Genomic DNA, 15806 nt, shown 5'->3' with positions numbered 1-15806 from the left:
TCAGGGTATCCAGGTAATGCGCGGGTAATCACGCAGAGGGTGGCTGTCGACCAGCGCCTTGGCGCCGAATACGTTGAGCAGCATTTCCGGGGTCAGCACTTCCTGGGGCGTGCCTTGCGCAATGAGCCGGCCGTGATGAATGACACACAGGCGATCACAGAATGCCGCCGCCAGGTTCAGGTCATGGATACTGGCCAGTGTCGCCACGCCGAGCTGTTTGACCAGCCCCAGCAGTTCCAGTTGATGGCGCGGGTCGAGGTGATTGGTCGGCTCGTCCAGCACCATCAACCGAGGTTCTTGCACCAGTGCCCGCGCCAGCAGGCAACGCTGTTTCTCGCCGCCGGACAATGTGTCGAACCGATGCTGTTCATAGCCCGCCAGCCCTACGGCGTTCAAAGCACTCTGCACAATCGCGCGGTCGTGGGCGCTGTCCGCAGCGAAGAAGCCCTGATGAGGCGCGCGGCCCATGCTCGTTACATCCAGCAGTGTCAGGCCGAATGCATCGGGAAACTCCTGGGCAACCACTGCTACGTGCCTGGCGCACCAGCGTGGGCTGCGGGACCAGATATCGTGAGCGCTGATCGCGACCTTGCCGCTGTGCGGACGGCTGTAGCGGAATGCACAACGCAGCAGGCTGGTCTTGCCGCTGCCATTGGGACCGATCAGGCCGACAAACTCGCCGGCAGCGATTTGCAGGTCGATATCTTTCAGGGCGAAGTGTTCGTGCGCGCAGACCGACGCCTGTTCCGGTGCCCACGCGAGACGCTCTAGCGCGAGCATCAGAAACTCAGGTCCGCAGTCACGTACAGCGAGCGGGGTTCACCCAGAATCCATTGCTGGCCTTCGTTGTACTGACTCGCTGCGTATTGCCGATCAAACAGATTGCGCGCCTGCAAGCCGAGCGTGGTATTGCGCAGTGCTTTCCATGACAGGCTGGCGTCGGCCACGGTGTAGGCGGGCAGTTCGCGGGTGTTGGCGATATCGGCGTATCGGCTGTCGACGTAGCGCAGCCCGGCGCCAATCTGCACAGCACTGCCGAGCTGTTTGTCGAGCCACAGGTTGGCCGTGCGCTTTGGCACATCGACGGGCGTATTGCCGTCACGCGAGACGGCCACGCCCGCTACGCTCTGATCAAATTGGTCATAGCGTGCACGAACGAAGGCCGCGTTGGCGGTCAGGGCCCAGTCCTGTGGCAGTTGCAGCTTCATGCTGGCCTCAAGCCCGTCGGAAGACTGCTGGCCTACCTGTTGGGTGAGGTCAGGATTGCCGGCATCGGTGGTGAGCAGCTTTTTCTTGACGATATGGTAAGCCGCCAGCGTCCACTCCAGGCGCTGGTCCCACAGTGACTGTTTGAAACCTACCTCCGATTGCCTGGCGGTGGCCAGGTCGAATTGTTGCTGTGTGGGGTTGAGAGAGACAAGGCTGCCAACGCCATCGGTGCTGGTCGAGTATTGAGCGTAGGCAGAACTGTCCGGCGTCAGCGCGTAAACCAGTCCGATTTTCCAGTTGTTGCCGATCAGGTCCTTTTCTGTGCGGCTGTCGTCACGCAGGGCGTTGCGCTCGATATCTACGTAGTCACGGCGCACGCCTGTGATTATCGAGAGTTGCTCGCTCAGTTGCGTGCGGTTTTCCCCGAAGACCGACAGTTGTCGGGTCGTGCTTTTGAACAGCTCCGAATAGGGCGACGCACTCTGAAAATTGCCCGGTGCGGGATGTTCGATATCAATGGGGTCTCCCGCCGGATTCACATCGTTGTAGGGGGAGTTGTTGGTCAACTTGAAGCGGATACGGTTGACGTCCATTCCCAGCACACTCTGGCTATCCATCCCGCCCAGACTGTGTTTGAAGGTGAACGTCTGTCGATCTCCCACCTGCTCCTGATTGTGCTTGATGCTGAAATAGCCGCTGCGCGACAGCTGCTGAGTGGCAGCGTCCCAGTTGTAGTTTTCGGCGTTCTGCCAGCGTCGGTGCGAGGTCAGGTAGTAAAGCTCGTTGGATGAAGTCAGCCGGTCGGAGATCTGCCAGTCGGTGGTCAGCCGCGTCCATTGGTCATCGTAATGTTGCTTGTCGTTCTCGATGTTGTAGTTCTTGTCTCGCAAGCCTTCGTGATAACGGCCGTTGATCATCGGCACGCCGAAGTAGTTCATCGGGCGCTGATTGCCGCCGTCATGGGCGAGGGTGAACGACAGGTCTTCGCTGGCCTGCCAGCGCAGGGCACCGCTGAAGAACGTGCTTTGCGAGTCGCCGTCATTGATCCAGCCGTTGCTGCGCAGCTGATTGAGGTTCAAGCGATAGCTCAATTGATCGGTTAACGAGCCGCCGCTGTCCAGCGCAGTTTGCTGGCTATCGTACGAACCGTAGCCAAGGCGCAGGTGGTTTTCGATATCGCCTTCAAAAGGCTTCTTGGGGATGACATTGATCACTGCCCCGGTAGCACCTTCGCCATAGAGCACGGAGGCCGGGCCGCGCAGCACTTCAATGCGGTCGATTGCCCAGGTATCGACCGGCATGGTGACGGTGCCCATAGCGCTGTACATGCGGCTGCCATCATACAATTGCATCACCGAGCCCTGACCTGTGAAACCACGCGCGGACAACGCCGTGCCTCCGTCGCCGGGTGTACCGATCGCCGTGATACCGGGGCTGCGGGCCACGGCCTGCTGCACATTTTCGTCACCGCGACTGCGCACCTCGTCCCCATTCAGCGAGCTGGTGCTGGCCGGGGTCTGCAAGGCCGTCAATGACAGGCGAGAACCGGCATGGGTAACTGAATCTAGATGCTCTCCATCTTGCGACTGGGCCGTAGCCTTAATCGTGGATGGGGCAAGCTCGACCTGTTCGGAAGCGTTTGCGTAACCTGCGCTGCTGGCCAGCAGGAAGAGCGTTGTGACTGCACGGCGGGAATGGAAACGAGGGCTGATCATGGATTGAAGGGTCGCTTTGGAGGACTGCGTTTGGTAACCTTTAATTGTTATAACATAACATTTGTAGGCCGGCATACCCGCTTACTAATCTTCAAGGGGTGGGGGCGGTTCGATCTATAGCGCTGGCGAATGCAGAATCTCTTTCAGAAGAGCGGGGCCGCCAGGGAGGTGTTCGGGCATCGCTTCCATGACTTGAGTTAAGTCATGCGAAAAATCGTAGAGTCAAAACCTTGTGTGGACGGTTACGTCAGAAATCAAATCTATCCAGTAACCAGTTAAGTTCCTGGACCGTCAACGCAATTGCCTCATGCATCTCATCGAGAGAGGCGTTGAAACGCCCCGACTCAAGGTGCTTGAACCGAAGGCACAGGCCGTTGTGCTCTCAGCAAAGGATTTTCACGTGTTTACCGTGTCGATTCAGAAAAAAGCAAGGGATCGGACACGGCGACTTTTATGTCCACATTTGACAGATTTCGAAGTCAGCACACTAGCGACCATCTGCCTGAAGGCACATTTTTTTACCATCGACCACTTTACATGGCCAGTGATCATTAATATAAGTGTCGGGTTTGAAGCAGGCATTTTGATTATTTACCCAGAATGTTTGCCAGCCAGAGCCTGAAGGTCTCAGATCATTGCATAACGAGTAACCGGTCGATACGAGCCACAGTGTGGTTAATATAGGCAGAGGAAGAGATACATACAGAAGCGTTTTCAAGAAGAGCTTAAACATTACACTTTGAAATTTTGCAGCACGCGTACCGGGTTCTGGAGAAAAAACCTTTCGCGTGGTAAATGCCGCTATTGCAGCATATCCCATCAATATCGCAATAAACGGCGCGGCAAGAAGGGCATAGGCTATATATTGAACTTCTATGATCGGAGCGTTTCTCCAGAGGCGTCCATAGACGGGTGTCACGCCGTCGACAATTATATATACGGCGCTGGCCAGTAGCAGGATAGCCAGTAAAAGCCCCAACACGGTGATGAGGCGAAAGTATTTGGGGAGTGAGTCGATGGATGCACTTTTAACTTTTTTCATAGCTTAGGTAGCCTAAATTGTCCTAGGCGTGGGAGTTCAGGGACTGGTAAGTTGGGCATTATTTGATCGGTGACATTGCGTTTGAACCAGTCTTTGGCGGCTTTTTCCGCTTCGCTCATCAAGGCATCAATAAGATTGTCAGGAAGGCTTCTTATTGAGTTTCTTATGTTGTCAGGATTGATTTTTTTTAGGGTTTCACCGAGCTCTTCTAAGTGGTTGATTGTATAGTCAGTGTAGAGGCGTACCTGTTCTTTTAAGCCGCTCTTGATTCCATTGTTATTGTCTATCACGTTTAAAAAATAACTGGCGGCGAAAACAAATGCCACGCCGATAGCGACAGGTATTATTGCTGATCCTATGAAAACACCGGCGATACCTGCGGCTGCATAGCCGACAGCCGTTGCGATACCCGCTTTGACCAACTCAACGCCGACGCCGACGAAAAGGTCAGACATGACACTTTCGTCAGAGAGAAAGTGCTCAAATAATTCTATTCCTACCGCGACATAGGCGGAAAGTTTAAAACCCTTTATGGCCTCGCCATTGAGGCTGTATTTACCTATACCTACCTCAATAAGCTTCGCATTTTGAGCTAAATATCGTGTTCCCTTGAGCACCGATCTTAGTCCTGGCCTGCCCGTGATGATAACGTACTCCTTACCATTGACTATTGTATATTTAAGTCGGGTCTTATAGCCTCCGATGCGCTTCCACAGTTGCCCTAACTTAAATGTATCACGGGCTGCCATTCCGGTAGGCACTACCCAGTTGGTATTAACCCACTGATGCGCAGTGCTCTGGTAAAGCGACTTGGTACAGCCCCACCCCCCATCCAGTAGTTCTTTATCAGTCCGTGGGCACAGCCAATGCGTTTGTGTGGATCCTTCGTGCGGGGAACTGATGCCTGCCGCCAGGCGATTGGCGTCCTGAAGGGTCAGCACAATCATTTCAGTATGATTTGTGTCTAGGTCATGCTCGAGCTTTTGAGCCTGTTCGTTGGTCAGTCCCATCGTGTCCTCCCTGAATTTCGCAAATGTAAACTCGGACAGCATCCTGGTCAAACTGTGCCTTTGTTAAAAATGTTACAAAAATAATTTCCTGCCGTCATCTGGCTCAAGTCACATCCTCTCTCTGCGCAGCTTGACAGATAAGAGCTCAGGCGGTCTCATTATTCACTTCCAGACTTTATTGCAGGATGCACAGATGATTTTTAATGCACTGGAACAGTTGACTCAGCAGAACAGTCGACTAATCACCTTTGACTCGCCACTGCCTCCCGAGCAAGAGCTGCGTCTGGAAAATTTTTCAGGACGTGAAGCGATTTCTGAACTTTTTGCGTTTGAGGCCACGCTGATATCAAGTGACGCTCGAATTGAGTTGAAAAAGCTTGTGGGCAAGAAGGTTTCCCTCGGTCTCACCCTTGCTGATGGAAATGTGCGTCATCTTAGTGCTCACGTATCGGACTTCGTGCATTTGGGGGCCGATGGAGGCGTCGCCAGCTATCATGCGCGGCTGGTGCCGTGGGTCTGGCTGCTTAGCAGGCGCAGTGATTCGCGCGTTTTTCAGGACAAAACAGTAGAAGAGGTTGTAAGGGAAATTTTTTCCTATTATCAGAGCCTCGCAGTATTTGAGTTTCGTCTGACTCGTCCTCTAAAGAAAATGAGTTACTGTACTCAGTATATGGAGTCAGACTTAAATTTTATTCTTCGTCTCCTCGAAGCTGAAGGTTTATTTTTTACGTTTCAACATTCCCAAGATGAACACTGCATGATGATCATGGATGACAGTCGCGATCTTCCTGCGCTGCCTGCTCAACCCGTCATTCGGTATCATCGCGCATCTGTCACCGAAGAGGCTGACTCGATCACCACGTGGTCATCCTCTCGTAACCTACAGCCTACTCAGTTGGCCATGAAGTCTTTCGACTATAAACAGCCCAGAGATCCGCAACTGGTACAGATGAAATCAATCGCCAAACAGGGCGAGGTGGGAGAGTTTGAAACCTTCGATTATGAGGGGGTATACGGTTACACTGATCTTGAAGATGGCCAACAAAAAGCCCGAAACCGGCTAGAGGCGATGGAGGTATTAGGCAAGCAGTTTTCGGGTTCCAGTAACTGCCGTGTCATGGAGCCTGGATATTTCTTTGAGCTGACGCAGCACTACGATCATGACCAAGATAGCCAGGAGGACAGGCAGTTTTTATTGCTGAGCGTAAATCACTCAGGCCAGAACAACTATCTCAGTCACGGTGAGCCCGGTTACCAGAATTCATTTGAGTGCATCCGTCGTAAGATCCCTTACAGGCATAGACTTTCTACACCGCGGGCTGCAATCCGCGGCCCGCAAACCGCCATCATCGTCGGCCCCCCCGGCGAAGAAATCTACACTGATGAAATGGGCCGTGTAAAAGTGCAGTTCCACTGGGACCGCTATGGCCAGTTCGACGACAAAAGCTCCTGCTGGGTCCGCGTTGCCCAATCCGGTGCCAGCGGCGGTTTCGGCAGCATTCAGATCCCTCGTGTCGGCGACGAAGTCGTAGTGGTATTCCTCGACGGTAACCCTGACCGCCCGCTGATCATGGGCAGTCTCTACAACAGCCAGAACACGCCGCCATGGTCTCTCCCGGCCAACAAGACTCAAAGTGGCTTCCTGACCCGGTCGATGAAAGGCCATGGCGGCACAGCGAACTTCTTTCGCTTTGAAGACAAGGCCGGTGCTGAGCAAGTCATCATGCACGCCGAGCGCAACATGGACACCGAGATTGAATTCGACGAGACGCACAAAGTCGGTAACAACCGCTTGATGACAATTGATGGCATGCAAACCGAGATCATCAAGAAAGACGCTGTGATGAATGTTCAGGAAGGCTCACTGACGATTCAGGTTGATAACCAGTTCATCCAGGTCAATGCCAAGCAGCACATCATTCTTCAGGTAGGCGAAAGCAGCATCACCCTTACGCCGGACGGAATCGAGATCAAAGGCAACGCCATTACCACAGTGAGCAAGGGCACAACTCAAATCACCGGCGCGCCGGTCAGAGTCAATGACTGAGGTAGCGAGCCGATGACCAGCACCAGTATTTATGATCGTATTTAAGAAAGGCTTTTGGCTCAGGGGGCACTAGGCTCTGTACGTAAAGTGGCTGCGCTCGGTGATGTTGCGAAAAACAGGCTCGAGCGCGAGTCCGATCGGAATGCTCATTTACAACACGTAGAGTCGAGCGCGACCCCGGCCGTTCCTCGCCTGTTTTTGCCTTGCCTGACCTTCGCTCGCCGACTTTTCGTACAGAACCTAGGCTGCATGGTTCTGGCTACTCATGCCCGCCTTGTTACCACCAACTCCACCGCTGCAATACGGTCCACGTCTTCGTAACCCTCTTCAAGCAGCTCTTCGCCAAACACATCCGGGTCCAGTTCGCGGTAGGTCCATGCCAGGGCCGCATGATCGATATCATCGCGCACGGCCTCGAAGAACGGGTCGTGCTCGCCCACCATGGCCACACCGGTATAGAGCACCAACGAGCCGCCCGGGGTAAGGCGATCCAGCGATTCGCGCAAGATGCGCACTGACAGGTCCGCGCCCAATGCGTCACCGCCGTGGCGGTAGGCGCGGCGCTTGGCGTCTTTCATGTACGGCGGGTTGGCAACGATGAGGTCGAAGTTGCCTGTCAGGCCCGAGAGGATATCGCTGTGGCAGCATTGCATGTTTTCCAGCCCGGCCACCCTGGCGTTGGTCTGAGCGAAATGCAGGGCCTTGGGGTTGATGTCGACGGCGCAGACCTGCGCCTGCGGGCGCGCAACTGCGATCAGCAGGGCACCAGCGCCGGTGCCACAGCCGATGTCGACGGCGCGGTTGATGGAGTGCGAAGTGCTTTGCAGATGGCGATTGATGGAGTGCGCAAAGCGATAGGTATCCGGACCGAAAAACACCGAGTCTTCATCGCCGGTAGGAAATGCGGAATGCACCAGTAACAAGTCATCCAAGCTTGAAAATCTCACCCGGCTCTTCAAGCCGTCTTCGCTGCGTTGAAGAATACCGGCTTCCAACAGCCCCTGAGCCTCTGCAACCGGAAGCATGGACTCCGGTATCGTACGGCTCCAGCCGAACACATCCCGCAGCGATACCGCAGTGCGGTTTTCCGGGCGTTGATTGACGTGTTGATGAGTCAACGGCGTGGGCGTGATGAAACGATAGCCACTGGTTTTGAGGCGCTGGGCGAGCGCAATCAGCGCTGCGCTGTCGGGCAATGAATGACTCATGGGCGGGCTCCTGTCACTCGCTCGGCCATGCTGCTGACAAACAGGCGAGTGGCATGTAGCCCGGCGGCCGACGCGTGCCTTGCCGGGGACATGCTCTCGATCAACGTGGACATCTTCTCGGACGCCGCTGCCGACTCGAGTTTCATGTGCAGCTCGCGCACATCCGGGTCAGCATCCGCCGACGCAGGGCCCGCAAGAACCGCCGACGGCTGAGCGCCGCCTTGCAGATTGCGGAAACGGGAACGAAATGCTTCCGGCAGACGCTTGCCGACAGGCGGCTGAGCGCTGCCATCCGACAGCCATTCGCCGGCGATCCAGTCGTGCACCAATTGCTTTTCGTAGCCATTGAACACGCCGAACATCGGTGCACCGACCCCTTCAAACAGTTTCCAGAAGCGGCTATTGAGAGGGTCTTCGTGACGCTTGATCCAGCCCCTGTTCTGCAGCACGGCAAGAAACTCCGGGATCTGGTCGGGCTCGGCAAGCCACTCGTTGACCGTCTTGCCGTCCAGACGGCAATAGTCGGAATGCATGTGCTGACCAAAGGTCCGCTTGCGCTCCAGCATGGCGATCACTTCCTGCTCCAGATCGAACGACTGGATGACCTGGGTAGAGCCCATGCCCAACTCGTTCAGCCTGTAGCCATTGGAAACACGGCGATAAAATTCGTCGCGTTCCTGGCCCACAGGCAACAGCTCAAGAACGCTCTGCGCAGCCTTGCGTGCGTGGCCGGTGCTGGCGTTATCGATCGTCACATGCAGCGTGAAGTAATAAGGGTCGATGCCCAGTTCATTCAGTTCGAACGATGTGATGAGCAAATGCAGCGGCAGCTGTTCATAGCCCAGGTTGTAACCAATCACCTCGGGAAGGTACTGCTCGCTCAGTTGCCCCAGTGACAGCTGAATGGCGCCTTGCAGGTAGGCATCATCTGCCAGTGGGGCGCTGGTGTCGCAGTCCAGGTCGGCCAGCAACTTGCGATAAAGGGAGACATGATTCTGCGCCTGTTCGCCGTCGCCCAGTTCTTCCAGGTAAGTACGAATCAGACCGTGAAAACGGTAGTCTGCCCAATGCGGCAGCAAGCCATACAGCCATGCACCGTCAACCAGCTTGGTCGGCGCGACCTGCTGAATGAAATACATCGCTTGAGCCTTGGTCTTGAAAAATCGCCTGGGTTGTCCGGCGCGACGTTGTTCAAGATAGAGCGCATAGTGATCCGCTACGGCCCCTACGTTCTGCTCCATCCAGTGTTCCAGCACTTCAGGCTGAGCCGGAAGGTCGCAGTTTTCCCGCTCGGCCTGGGCCAGGCAGTGATTCAGAAAAGTGACCGCATCGTGTTGATATTCTGGAGCACGTTCACTCATCCATGATTGATAGACGGTTTTTGAACAGGCTTCTTCAACGACGGTTTTGACGACGGCATTGCCAGTCATCACTTGAAGAGACGTCATGAAAATCGTACCTCGGCAGTTGAAAATCACGATTGACGCGGTCACGCGAGACTTTCTGTTTTCTATGCAGCGTAGATAAGTGAGTATCGTGATACGGGGAAATTCAGCGTATTTTGCCGAGGGCCGATAGGTGGCAGATGTGGTTATTCCATAAGCACGAATGCCTCGCGGAAAAAATGTATTCTCGTTCTGTGTGCACATCAGGAACAGGCGATCATGGACAACTCACATGGCGTACAGAACCTTGTCTGGCAAACCAGCCAAGTGTCCTCGACAGACCGTGAGCAGCATTTGAAGCAAACGCCGAAAACAGTCTGGCTGACCGGATTCAGCGGCTCCGGAAAATCCACCATAGCGTTTGCACTGGAGCGAGCGTTGATGGACCTTGGCAGGCTTGCGTATACCCTGGATGGCGACAACGTACGTCAGGGTTTGTGCCGGGATCTGGGGTTTGCTGCGGCAGACCGTTCGGAGAACATCAGGCGCATCGCTGAAGTCGCCCGGTTGATGAATGACGCAGGCCTGATCGTTATCTCGTCGTTCATTTCGCCCTATGAGGCCGACCGGGAAGCCGCTCGCTCGATCATTGGTCACGAACGCTTCATCGAAGTGTTTATCAGCACACCGCTTGAAACCTGCATTCAGCGTGACCCTAAAGGGCTTTATCGCCGGGCGTTGGCAGGCGAGTTGAAAGACTTTACCGGCATCAGCGCCCCTTACGAACCGCCTGCTGGCGCCGCCCTTTGTCTTGATACCAGTCAATTATCAATGGATGACTGTCTTGAGCGAGTTTTACGACTGCTCAGTCTGAATACATAAGCTGGCTGGCTCACCTGCTGGGTTCAGGATCATCGACATCGGTCTTTTGCTGCAAGCGGTCGGACAGGCTGAACACAGGTTTTGGGCGTGGGTCAAAACGTCTATATCGTCGATAACGATGACGTATTCAGCCCACACAAGGATGATCGAAAATGAACAATTATTTTCGCATGAGCGCCATTGCCATCGTGCTTTCGCTAGGCTCTCAAGTGGCTACCGCTGCGCAGGACGCTGATGACTTTGTAAAAGATGCTTCTGCAGCAGGGATAGCAGAAGTTCTGGTCGGCAAGCTTGTACAGGATGAGAAGGGTGTGTCTGCCGACGTGAAGAAGTTTGCTCAGCAAATGGTCACAGACCACACGGCTGCTAACGATAAGCTGGCAGCGATTGCCAAAAGCAAGAACCTTGAACTGTCCGAGGACCCCATACTGATGGACAAAGCCGAGGCCGCCATTCTGGAAATGCACAAGAAGTCGTTTGATCAAGCGTATGCCAATAATCAGGTCATTGCGCATGAGCAGGCGACCAAACTGTACAAGGAAGAGGCCGAGAACGGTGATGACCCCGAGCTCAAGGCGTTTGCCAAAGCTACGTTGCCAACACTTGAGCAGCATCTTGAACATGCGAAAAAACTTGCAGCTGCGCATGGCGACGACGCTGCCAAAAAGTGATGTAACTGTAAAAGCGTGATGGGATATTGCGCATCATGACATCTTCCTGGCGAGAGGTAATGTCATGCGGCTATTGAGACGTCACTGAATGATATGACTTTCGGCGCTGCAAACATCTGAGCGTTCGTGAATGACCAAATCTTCTATGGTCATACGAGTCATGGTTATATCCTTTTCAGTAACCGAGTGACTTATCCACAGGCAAGGCTGGTGTCCAGCCTGCCCGGGGACTCGCCTTATAGAACGTGTGCCATTGATGACCGAATGTGATCAGCGTTCTGGCAGGTTGTTATCAAGCAAGGTTCCAACCCCAAAGACCTTCATAGCCATCACCACCTGAAGACCCCGACGTGCCAGCAGCGCCTGAGCCTCGAAAGCACGAAGCCCTTTTACAAACACCGCGTCGGTCAACGCAGTATCCAACTCGCCCTGAGACGGGAAAGGTTTGCGGGAGCGAAGTTTTTTCATGATTCCGTTCTCCTGAACAAGACAGGCTTAAACCCGTTTCAAACATTTTTGCCCTGTACAAAACCAGAACCCAGATCCGCACCGGTAATAGGGTTGGCAGTCGGATCGGACTGGGTCCGCTCCTTCATCATTTCCAGCACTTCTGCATCCTTGGCATCCAGTGTGACGGAAGCAGTGCCATCGCCGCCATCGACAGCCGGTTGTGGCGATTCCACATACTCCCAGACACCGCCCTGGTTCCACGGACCGCGTACATTGGGTTCACCGGACATGTTGAAGTACTTGTTGGTGAATTCCGGCATGCCTGGCAGCTTGCCCTGCGGGAAGTTGGGCTGGATGGCGTGCAGGGCTTTTTCGAAAGACAACTGATGAGCGATTTCACGTGTCATCAGAAAGCCCAGTGCCTCTTTCACGCCCGGGTCATCTGTCACGTTCATCAAACGCTCGTAAACAATCTTCGCTCTGGATTCCGCAGCGATGTTGGAGCGGAAGTCAGCCGTTGGCTCGCCAATGGTATCGATGTAGGCCGCCGTAAAAGGCACACCGGCAGAGTTGGTCAACGGCGCACCGGCCCCGTACAGCAGGCTGGTGATATGGGAGTCGTTGCCATTGCCGTTGATGGAGCGGTAAAGCTCGCCTTCTTCTTCGATGCCTTCAGCCAATTGACCTTTGGCGCCTTTGTTGAGCATGACAATAATCGAGCCGACTATTTCCAGGTGGCTCAACTCTTCGGTGGCGATGTCCATCAGCAGGTCTTTACGGCCTGGATCCTCCTCGCTCAACCCTTGAGTGAAATAACGTCCGGCTGCTGCCAGCTCGCCTTGGGCACCGCCGAACTGTTCCAGCAGAAGATTGGCCAGTCCAGGGTTTGGTCTAGCTACCCGCACGGTATATTGAAGCCGCTTGTTATGAATAAACATGTCGTGTCCTCAGGCGTGATCTTTTGGGAAGCGTCAACCCACCTGGATGGGTTTTATTCAACGCAGTCACTGGATATGAGAAAGCGGGGATGTAGACGTTGCGTATAACTTTAGTGAACGGGATGAACGGCCTGAAAATCCGGGTTCAATAGAATTTTCTTATTCGCTGAATGTTTGAAAAACAACACACTATTAGTTCAGAGGCCCCGCAGGCAATGCTCAGAGCGTAAGCCGTCTGTGTTGGCGAAAAATTCAAAAAAGACGGGTTATAAACAAAGTCTATTAGTTGTCATAGCCTTGCGGCCATCCCTATCGGCATGAGTGAGGGTGGCTATATGATATCGCTTACATGATGGCATTAATATTTTGAATTTTTCGAAAACCCTGCGATCTGTTTTGCGAGTCGACAAAGCAGGAGCAACACAATGGCTGATGAAAAACACTACCGTATCGATTACCTGCTGCATGGCAGTTACAAGACGTTCTATATAAGAGCGGTTGTCATGGACAATAAAGAAGCCTGGCACTGGGCGTCGGTGGATGCAGGATTCGGTGCGATCCCCAAGTACCGTTCCGACCCGGTACCAAAGCTGAGCAAGCCTCAAGCTGAAAAGCTCGGGTTGTCGAACGTGGAGTGGACGAGGGCTTGAAAGGCCCTCGTTCAAAACGCTATGACGCTCACCGTTGTGCGTCACGATGCCGCACAACGGTGTACGCGCTGAAAGATCTGTGGTCGACAGATCTGCCAGATGGACACCCATTTCCCTCCGTACTGAACTGAATCCACCTCATTTGGATCAGCGTTCACCGCAAGCTTCACTCCCCAGGCTCCGCCCCCGCGTCTTCCCGTAAACCCCCGCGACCTCAGGTTCTACGTAGCCCTGCCGATAGACCGGTATCAGATGATGGCCCTCATTGAACTTCCAGATGGGGCACAGCTCTGAGGTGATGTCACTATGCCTCTATCTGAATGGATGATTCCCTTCAAAGCGGCACCACTGACCTTGCACCTGCCGTGATGCAAAGAAATAAAGGAGCTTTTTCAGCCGGATCGGGCACCCTAATTAAAATAGAGACCACTATGAACATCCTTTCGCCTGGTATTTACCTTACCAATCGCCTGCGGTTCCCTGCCAAGTTTGCCGTTTTAGCCATCATTATCGTCATCCCGCTGATCGTTCTCGGTCTTCGGGTTTTCAACAGTCTGAATGCAAGCATAGACACCGTTGCCCAGGAACGTATCGGTCGTGAATACCTGCATGTCATGACACCCGTTCTGCGACTCTCCATGCTGCAGCGTGCAGCAACCAACCGTTTGCTCGCCGGTGATGCCTCCGCTGCCCAGGATCTGGCCAGCAACCGCAACCAGCTTGAAACAGCGCTTGGTAACCTCGCCGACATGGATGCCCGTCAAGGACGTCTGCTGGAGACCGAGAGTCGCGTGCAGCGTCTTCGCGAAGGTGCGCGCTCCCTGATGGAAAGTCTCAAGCCTGGTCTTTCGCAAGACGAGGCGTTTGCACAGTGGAATGAGCAACTGGCCCAGACACTCAACTTTATCTATTACGTCTCGGCTACCTCGGGCATGGTGCTCGACGAAGATTATGCGTCGCTGTTTCTGATCGACCTGAGCACCATTCGTATGCCCAGAGAAATCAACGTGGCTGGTCAGATCCGGGGTATCACAGCCGGTTTGAGTACCGGTCAGGGGCTAAGCGTACCGATGCGCGGCTCGCTTGAAAGCCTGTTGAAGATCGAACTGCAATTTCGCGCAGAGCTGGAGCAAAGCATTCGACTGCTCAAGCGTCGTGCTCCAGAGCTTGCTGCCCGCATTGGCGACCCTATCGCTTCGGCCACCTCGACGATGGACAGCTTTCGCAACGACCTGCACGCCTACGTTAAAGGTACAGAGTTCTCGGTGCAGCAGGGGCAGGCGCTGAGCGCGCGCGGTAACGCCGTGGTAGCCGGGCTTTATAAGGCCCAGGACGAAATCCAGAGTGCGCTTCAAGGTGAACTGGATACGCGTTACGACGCGCTCTTGCTGCAACGCGAAGTCGTGATTGCCATGTGCGTAATCATGGGCTTGCTGTTGCTCTATGCGTTCTTCAGCATCTACCGTGCCCTGCGCCTGACCATTGATGGTCTGCTGGGCGTCACCCGTCGCCTGGCCGACGGTGATCTGAGCGCCCGTGTACAGGTGAGCAGCAAGGACGAAGTGGCTGACATCGCCAACGGTCTGAACCTGATGGCCGAAGCATTCGCCAATTCCATTTCGCACATGGACCGCACGTCATACGAACTGTCTGACGTAGCTGCCCGACTGGGCACCTCCATCGGTCTGGCCAAGCAGTCGATGAACGCGCAACAGGCTGAAACCGAGCAAGTGGCGACGGCCATCAACGAGATGACCACAAGCGTGGCCGATGTAGCGCAGAACACCGAAGGTGCTGCGCTGGCTGCTGATGAAGCCAACACTGCCTCGCGTAACGGGCTGCGCATCATGCATCAGGCCCACTCGACCATTCAGGCTCTGGCTGAAGAAGTGGAAGTCAGCGCCCAGAAAGTCCAGGCGCTGGCCCTGCACAGTCAGTCGATTGGTGGCGTTATTCAGGTCATCAGTACGATTGCCGATCAGACCAACTTGCTGGCCCTGAATGCTGCTATCGAAGCGGCTCGGGCTGGCGAGCAAGGCCGCGGGTTTGCTGTGGTGGCTGATGAAGTCCGCACGCTGGCTTCGCGCACTCAGGCGTCGACCGAAGAAATCCGCAACATCATCCAACAACTGCAAAGTGCCACCGATGCTGCCGTGCAGCAGATGCAAGCCGGCCAGCAAAAGGCCCAAGCGTGCATCAGTGCCGCCAGCGATGCTTCTGGCAGCCTGTCGAGCATCAGCCAGGGCGTCGAGCGTATCGTCGAGATGAACACTCAGATCGCCAGCGCCGCGGTGCAGCAGCATGCGGTTTCCGAAGACATCAACCGTAATGTCATGGAGATTCGCAACAGCTCCGGCACCTTGATGCTGGGTATCGACAACAATGCCGTCACTGCCGAAGAACTGGCGCGAGTTGCTAGCGACATGCGCAATGTCGTGGCGCGTTTCAAGCTGGTTGCCTGACCGGATCGGGGGCTTGCAGCCCCCCCGATTCTCCTCTCGAATCGGCGTTCGAACGCTGATTGCCTTTTTTCGATCAAGTTTTGCTCTTCTGCGGCCGATAGCTCTGGCGCGCGGGTTTGCTGTCCATAAAAACAAAT

14 protein-coding genes and 1 pseudogene are annotated in these 15806 nt (G+C 54.7%); 6 read left to right on the top strand and 9 right to left on the bottom strand.

Annotated features, from left to right (window positions below; all coding sequences use genetic code 11):
* The 5 genes from RYC17_RS17640 to RYC17_RS17625 form a co-directional block, all read right to left on the bottom strand.
* Entirely contained in the window at positions 1 to 780 is a 780-nt protein-coding gene (locus tag RYC17_RS17640; protein WP_058402504.1) for an ABC transporter ATP-binding protein, read from the bottom strand.
* Positions 780 to 2924, bottom strand: a complete 2145-nt coding sequence (locus RYC17_RS17635; protein ID WP_316903899.1) for a TonB-dependent receptor — start codon at positions 2922 to 2924, stop codon at positions 780 to 782. Before RYC17_RS17635 ends, RYC17_RS17640 begins: the two co-directional genes overlap by 1 nt.
* Positions 2925 to 3171: 247 nt before the next feature.
* Complete coding sequence (locus RYC17_RS27025; RefSeq protein ID WP_147467855.1) at positions 3172 to 3294, bottom strand: transposase; 123 nt, start codon at positions 3292 to 3294, stop codon at positions 3172 to 3174.
* Positions 3295 to 3411: 117 nt separating this feature from the next.
* Positions 3412 to 3966 (bottom strand): hypothetical protein, encoded by a 555-nt coding sequence (locus RYC17_RS17630; RefSeq protein ID WP_044423902.1) that lies wholly within the window; start codon positions 3964 to 3966, stop codon positions 3412 to 3414.
* Positions 3963 to 4976: a hypothetical protein gene (locus tag RYC17_RS17625; protein ID WP_063611893.1), complete on the bottom strand. Its 1014-nt coding sequence runs from the start codon at positions 4974 to 4976 to the stop codon at positions 3963 to 3965. The genes RYC17_RS17630 and RYC17_RS17625 overlap by 4 nt, the downstream gene beginning before the upstream one ends.
* Positions 4977 to 5169: 193 nt before the next feature.
* On the opposite strand from RYC17_RS17625, the gene RYC17_RS17620 reads away from it, so the two are divergent.
* Entirely contained in the window at positions 5170 to 7023 is a 1854-nt protein-coding gene (locus RYC17_RS17620; protein WP_058407661.1) for a type VI secretion system Vgr family protein, read from the top strand.
* Positions 7024 to 7286: 263 nt separating this feature from the next.
* Here the strand turns inward: RYC17_RS17620 and RYC17_RS17615 are convergent, their stop codons facing one another.
* The gene (locus RYC17_RS17615) at positions 7287 to 8231 is read right to left on the bottom strand and encodes a class I SAM-dependent methyltransferase (RefSeq protein ID WP_316887998.1); all 945 of its coding nucleotides are present in this window, start codon (positions 8229 to 8231) and stop codon (positions 7287 to 7289) included.
* Positions 8228 to 9679, bottom strand: a complete 1452-nt coding sequence (locus tag RYC17_RS17610; protein WP_058402545.1) for an iron-containing redox enzyme family protein — start codon at positions 9677 to 9679, stop codon at positions 8228 to 8230. Before RYC17_RS17610 ends, RYC17_RS17615 begins: the two co-directional genes overlap by 4 nt.
* A gap of 216 nt (positions 9680 to 9895) precedes the next feature.
* On the opposite strand from RYC17_RS17610, the gene cysC reads away from it, so the two are divergent.
* Both cysC and RYC17_RS17600 read left to right on the top strand, forming a co-directional pair.
* A complete protein-coding gene (gene cysC / locus RYC17_RS17605; RefSeq protein WP_016982183.1) occupies positions 9896 to 10498 on the top strand; it encodes an adenylyl-sulfate kinase in 603 nt (200 codons plus the stop codon).
* A 152-nt stretch (positions 10499 to 10650) separates the two neighbouring features.
* The gene (locus tag RYC17_RS17600) at positions 10651 to 11169 is read left to right on the top strand and encodes a DUF4142 domain-containing protein (RefSeq protein WP_058402507.1); all 519 of its coding nucleotides are present in this window, start codon (positions 10651 to 10653) and stop codon (positions 11167 to 11169) included.
* Between the two features lie 270 nt (positions 11170 to 11439).
* Here the strand turns inward: RYC17_RS17600 and RYC17_RS17595 are convergent, their stop codons facing one another.
* Both RYC17_RS17595 and RYC17_RS17590 read right to left on the bottom strand, forming a co-directional pair.
* Positions 11440 to 11637 (bottom strand): hypothetical protein, encoded by a 198-nt coding sequence (locus RYC17_RS17595; RefSeq protein WP_005756931.1) that lies wholly within the window; start codon positions 11635 to 11637, stop codon positions 11440 to 11442.
* A 38-nt stretch (positions 11638 to 11675) separates the two neighbouring features.
* Entirely contained in the window at positions 11676 to 12557 is an 882-nt protein-coding gene (locus tag RYC17_RS17590; RefSeq protein ID WP_002555970.1) for a manganese catalase family protein, read from the bottom strand.
* 425 nt (positions 12558 to 12982) lie between these two features.
* On the opposite strand from RYC17_RS17590, the gene RYC17_RS17585 reads away from it, so the two are divergent.
* From RYC17_RS17585 to RYC17_RS27015, 3 genes and pseudogenes are all read left to right on the top strand, one after another.
* Entirely contained in the window at positions 12983 to 13207 is a 225-nt protein-coding gene (locus RYC17_RS17585) for a DUF6555 family protein (protein WP_002555969.1), read from the top strand.
* 320 nt (positions 13208 to 13527) lie between these two features.
* Positions 13528 to 14799, top strand: a pseudogene (locus RYC17_RS27020) (HAMP domain-containing protein); the annotation flags it as partial.
* Entirely contained in the window at positions 14800 to 15669 is an 870-nt protein-coding gene (locus RYC17_RS27015) for a methyl-accepting chemotaxis protein (RefSeq protein WP_404944502.1), read from the top strand. It begins immediately after the preceding pseudogene.
* The last annotated feature ends 137 nt before the right edge of the window (positions 15670 to 15806 follow it).

Source organism: Pseudomonas syringae group sp. J248-6, assembly GCF_032586995.1.
GTDB lineage: Bacteria > Pseudomonadota > Gammaproteobacteria > Pseudomonadales > Pseudomonadaceae > Aquipseudomonas > Aquipseudomonas amygdali.
The sequence above is the reverse complement of the archived record's forward strand: the minus strand, read 5'-3'. Positions and strand labels throughout refer to the sequence as shown.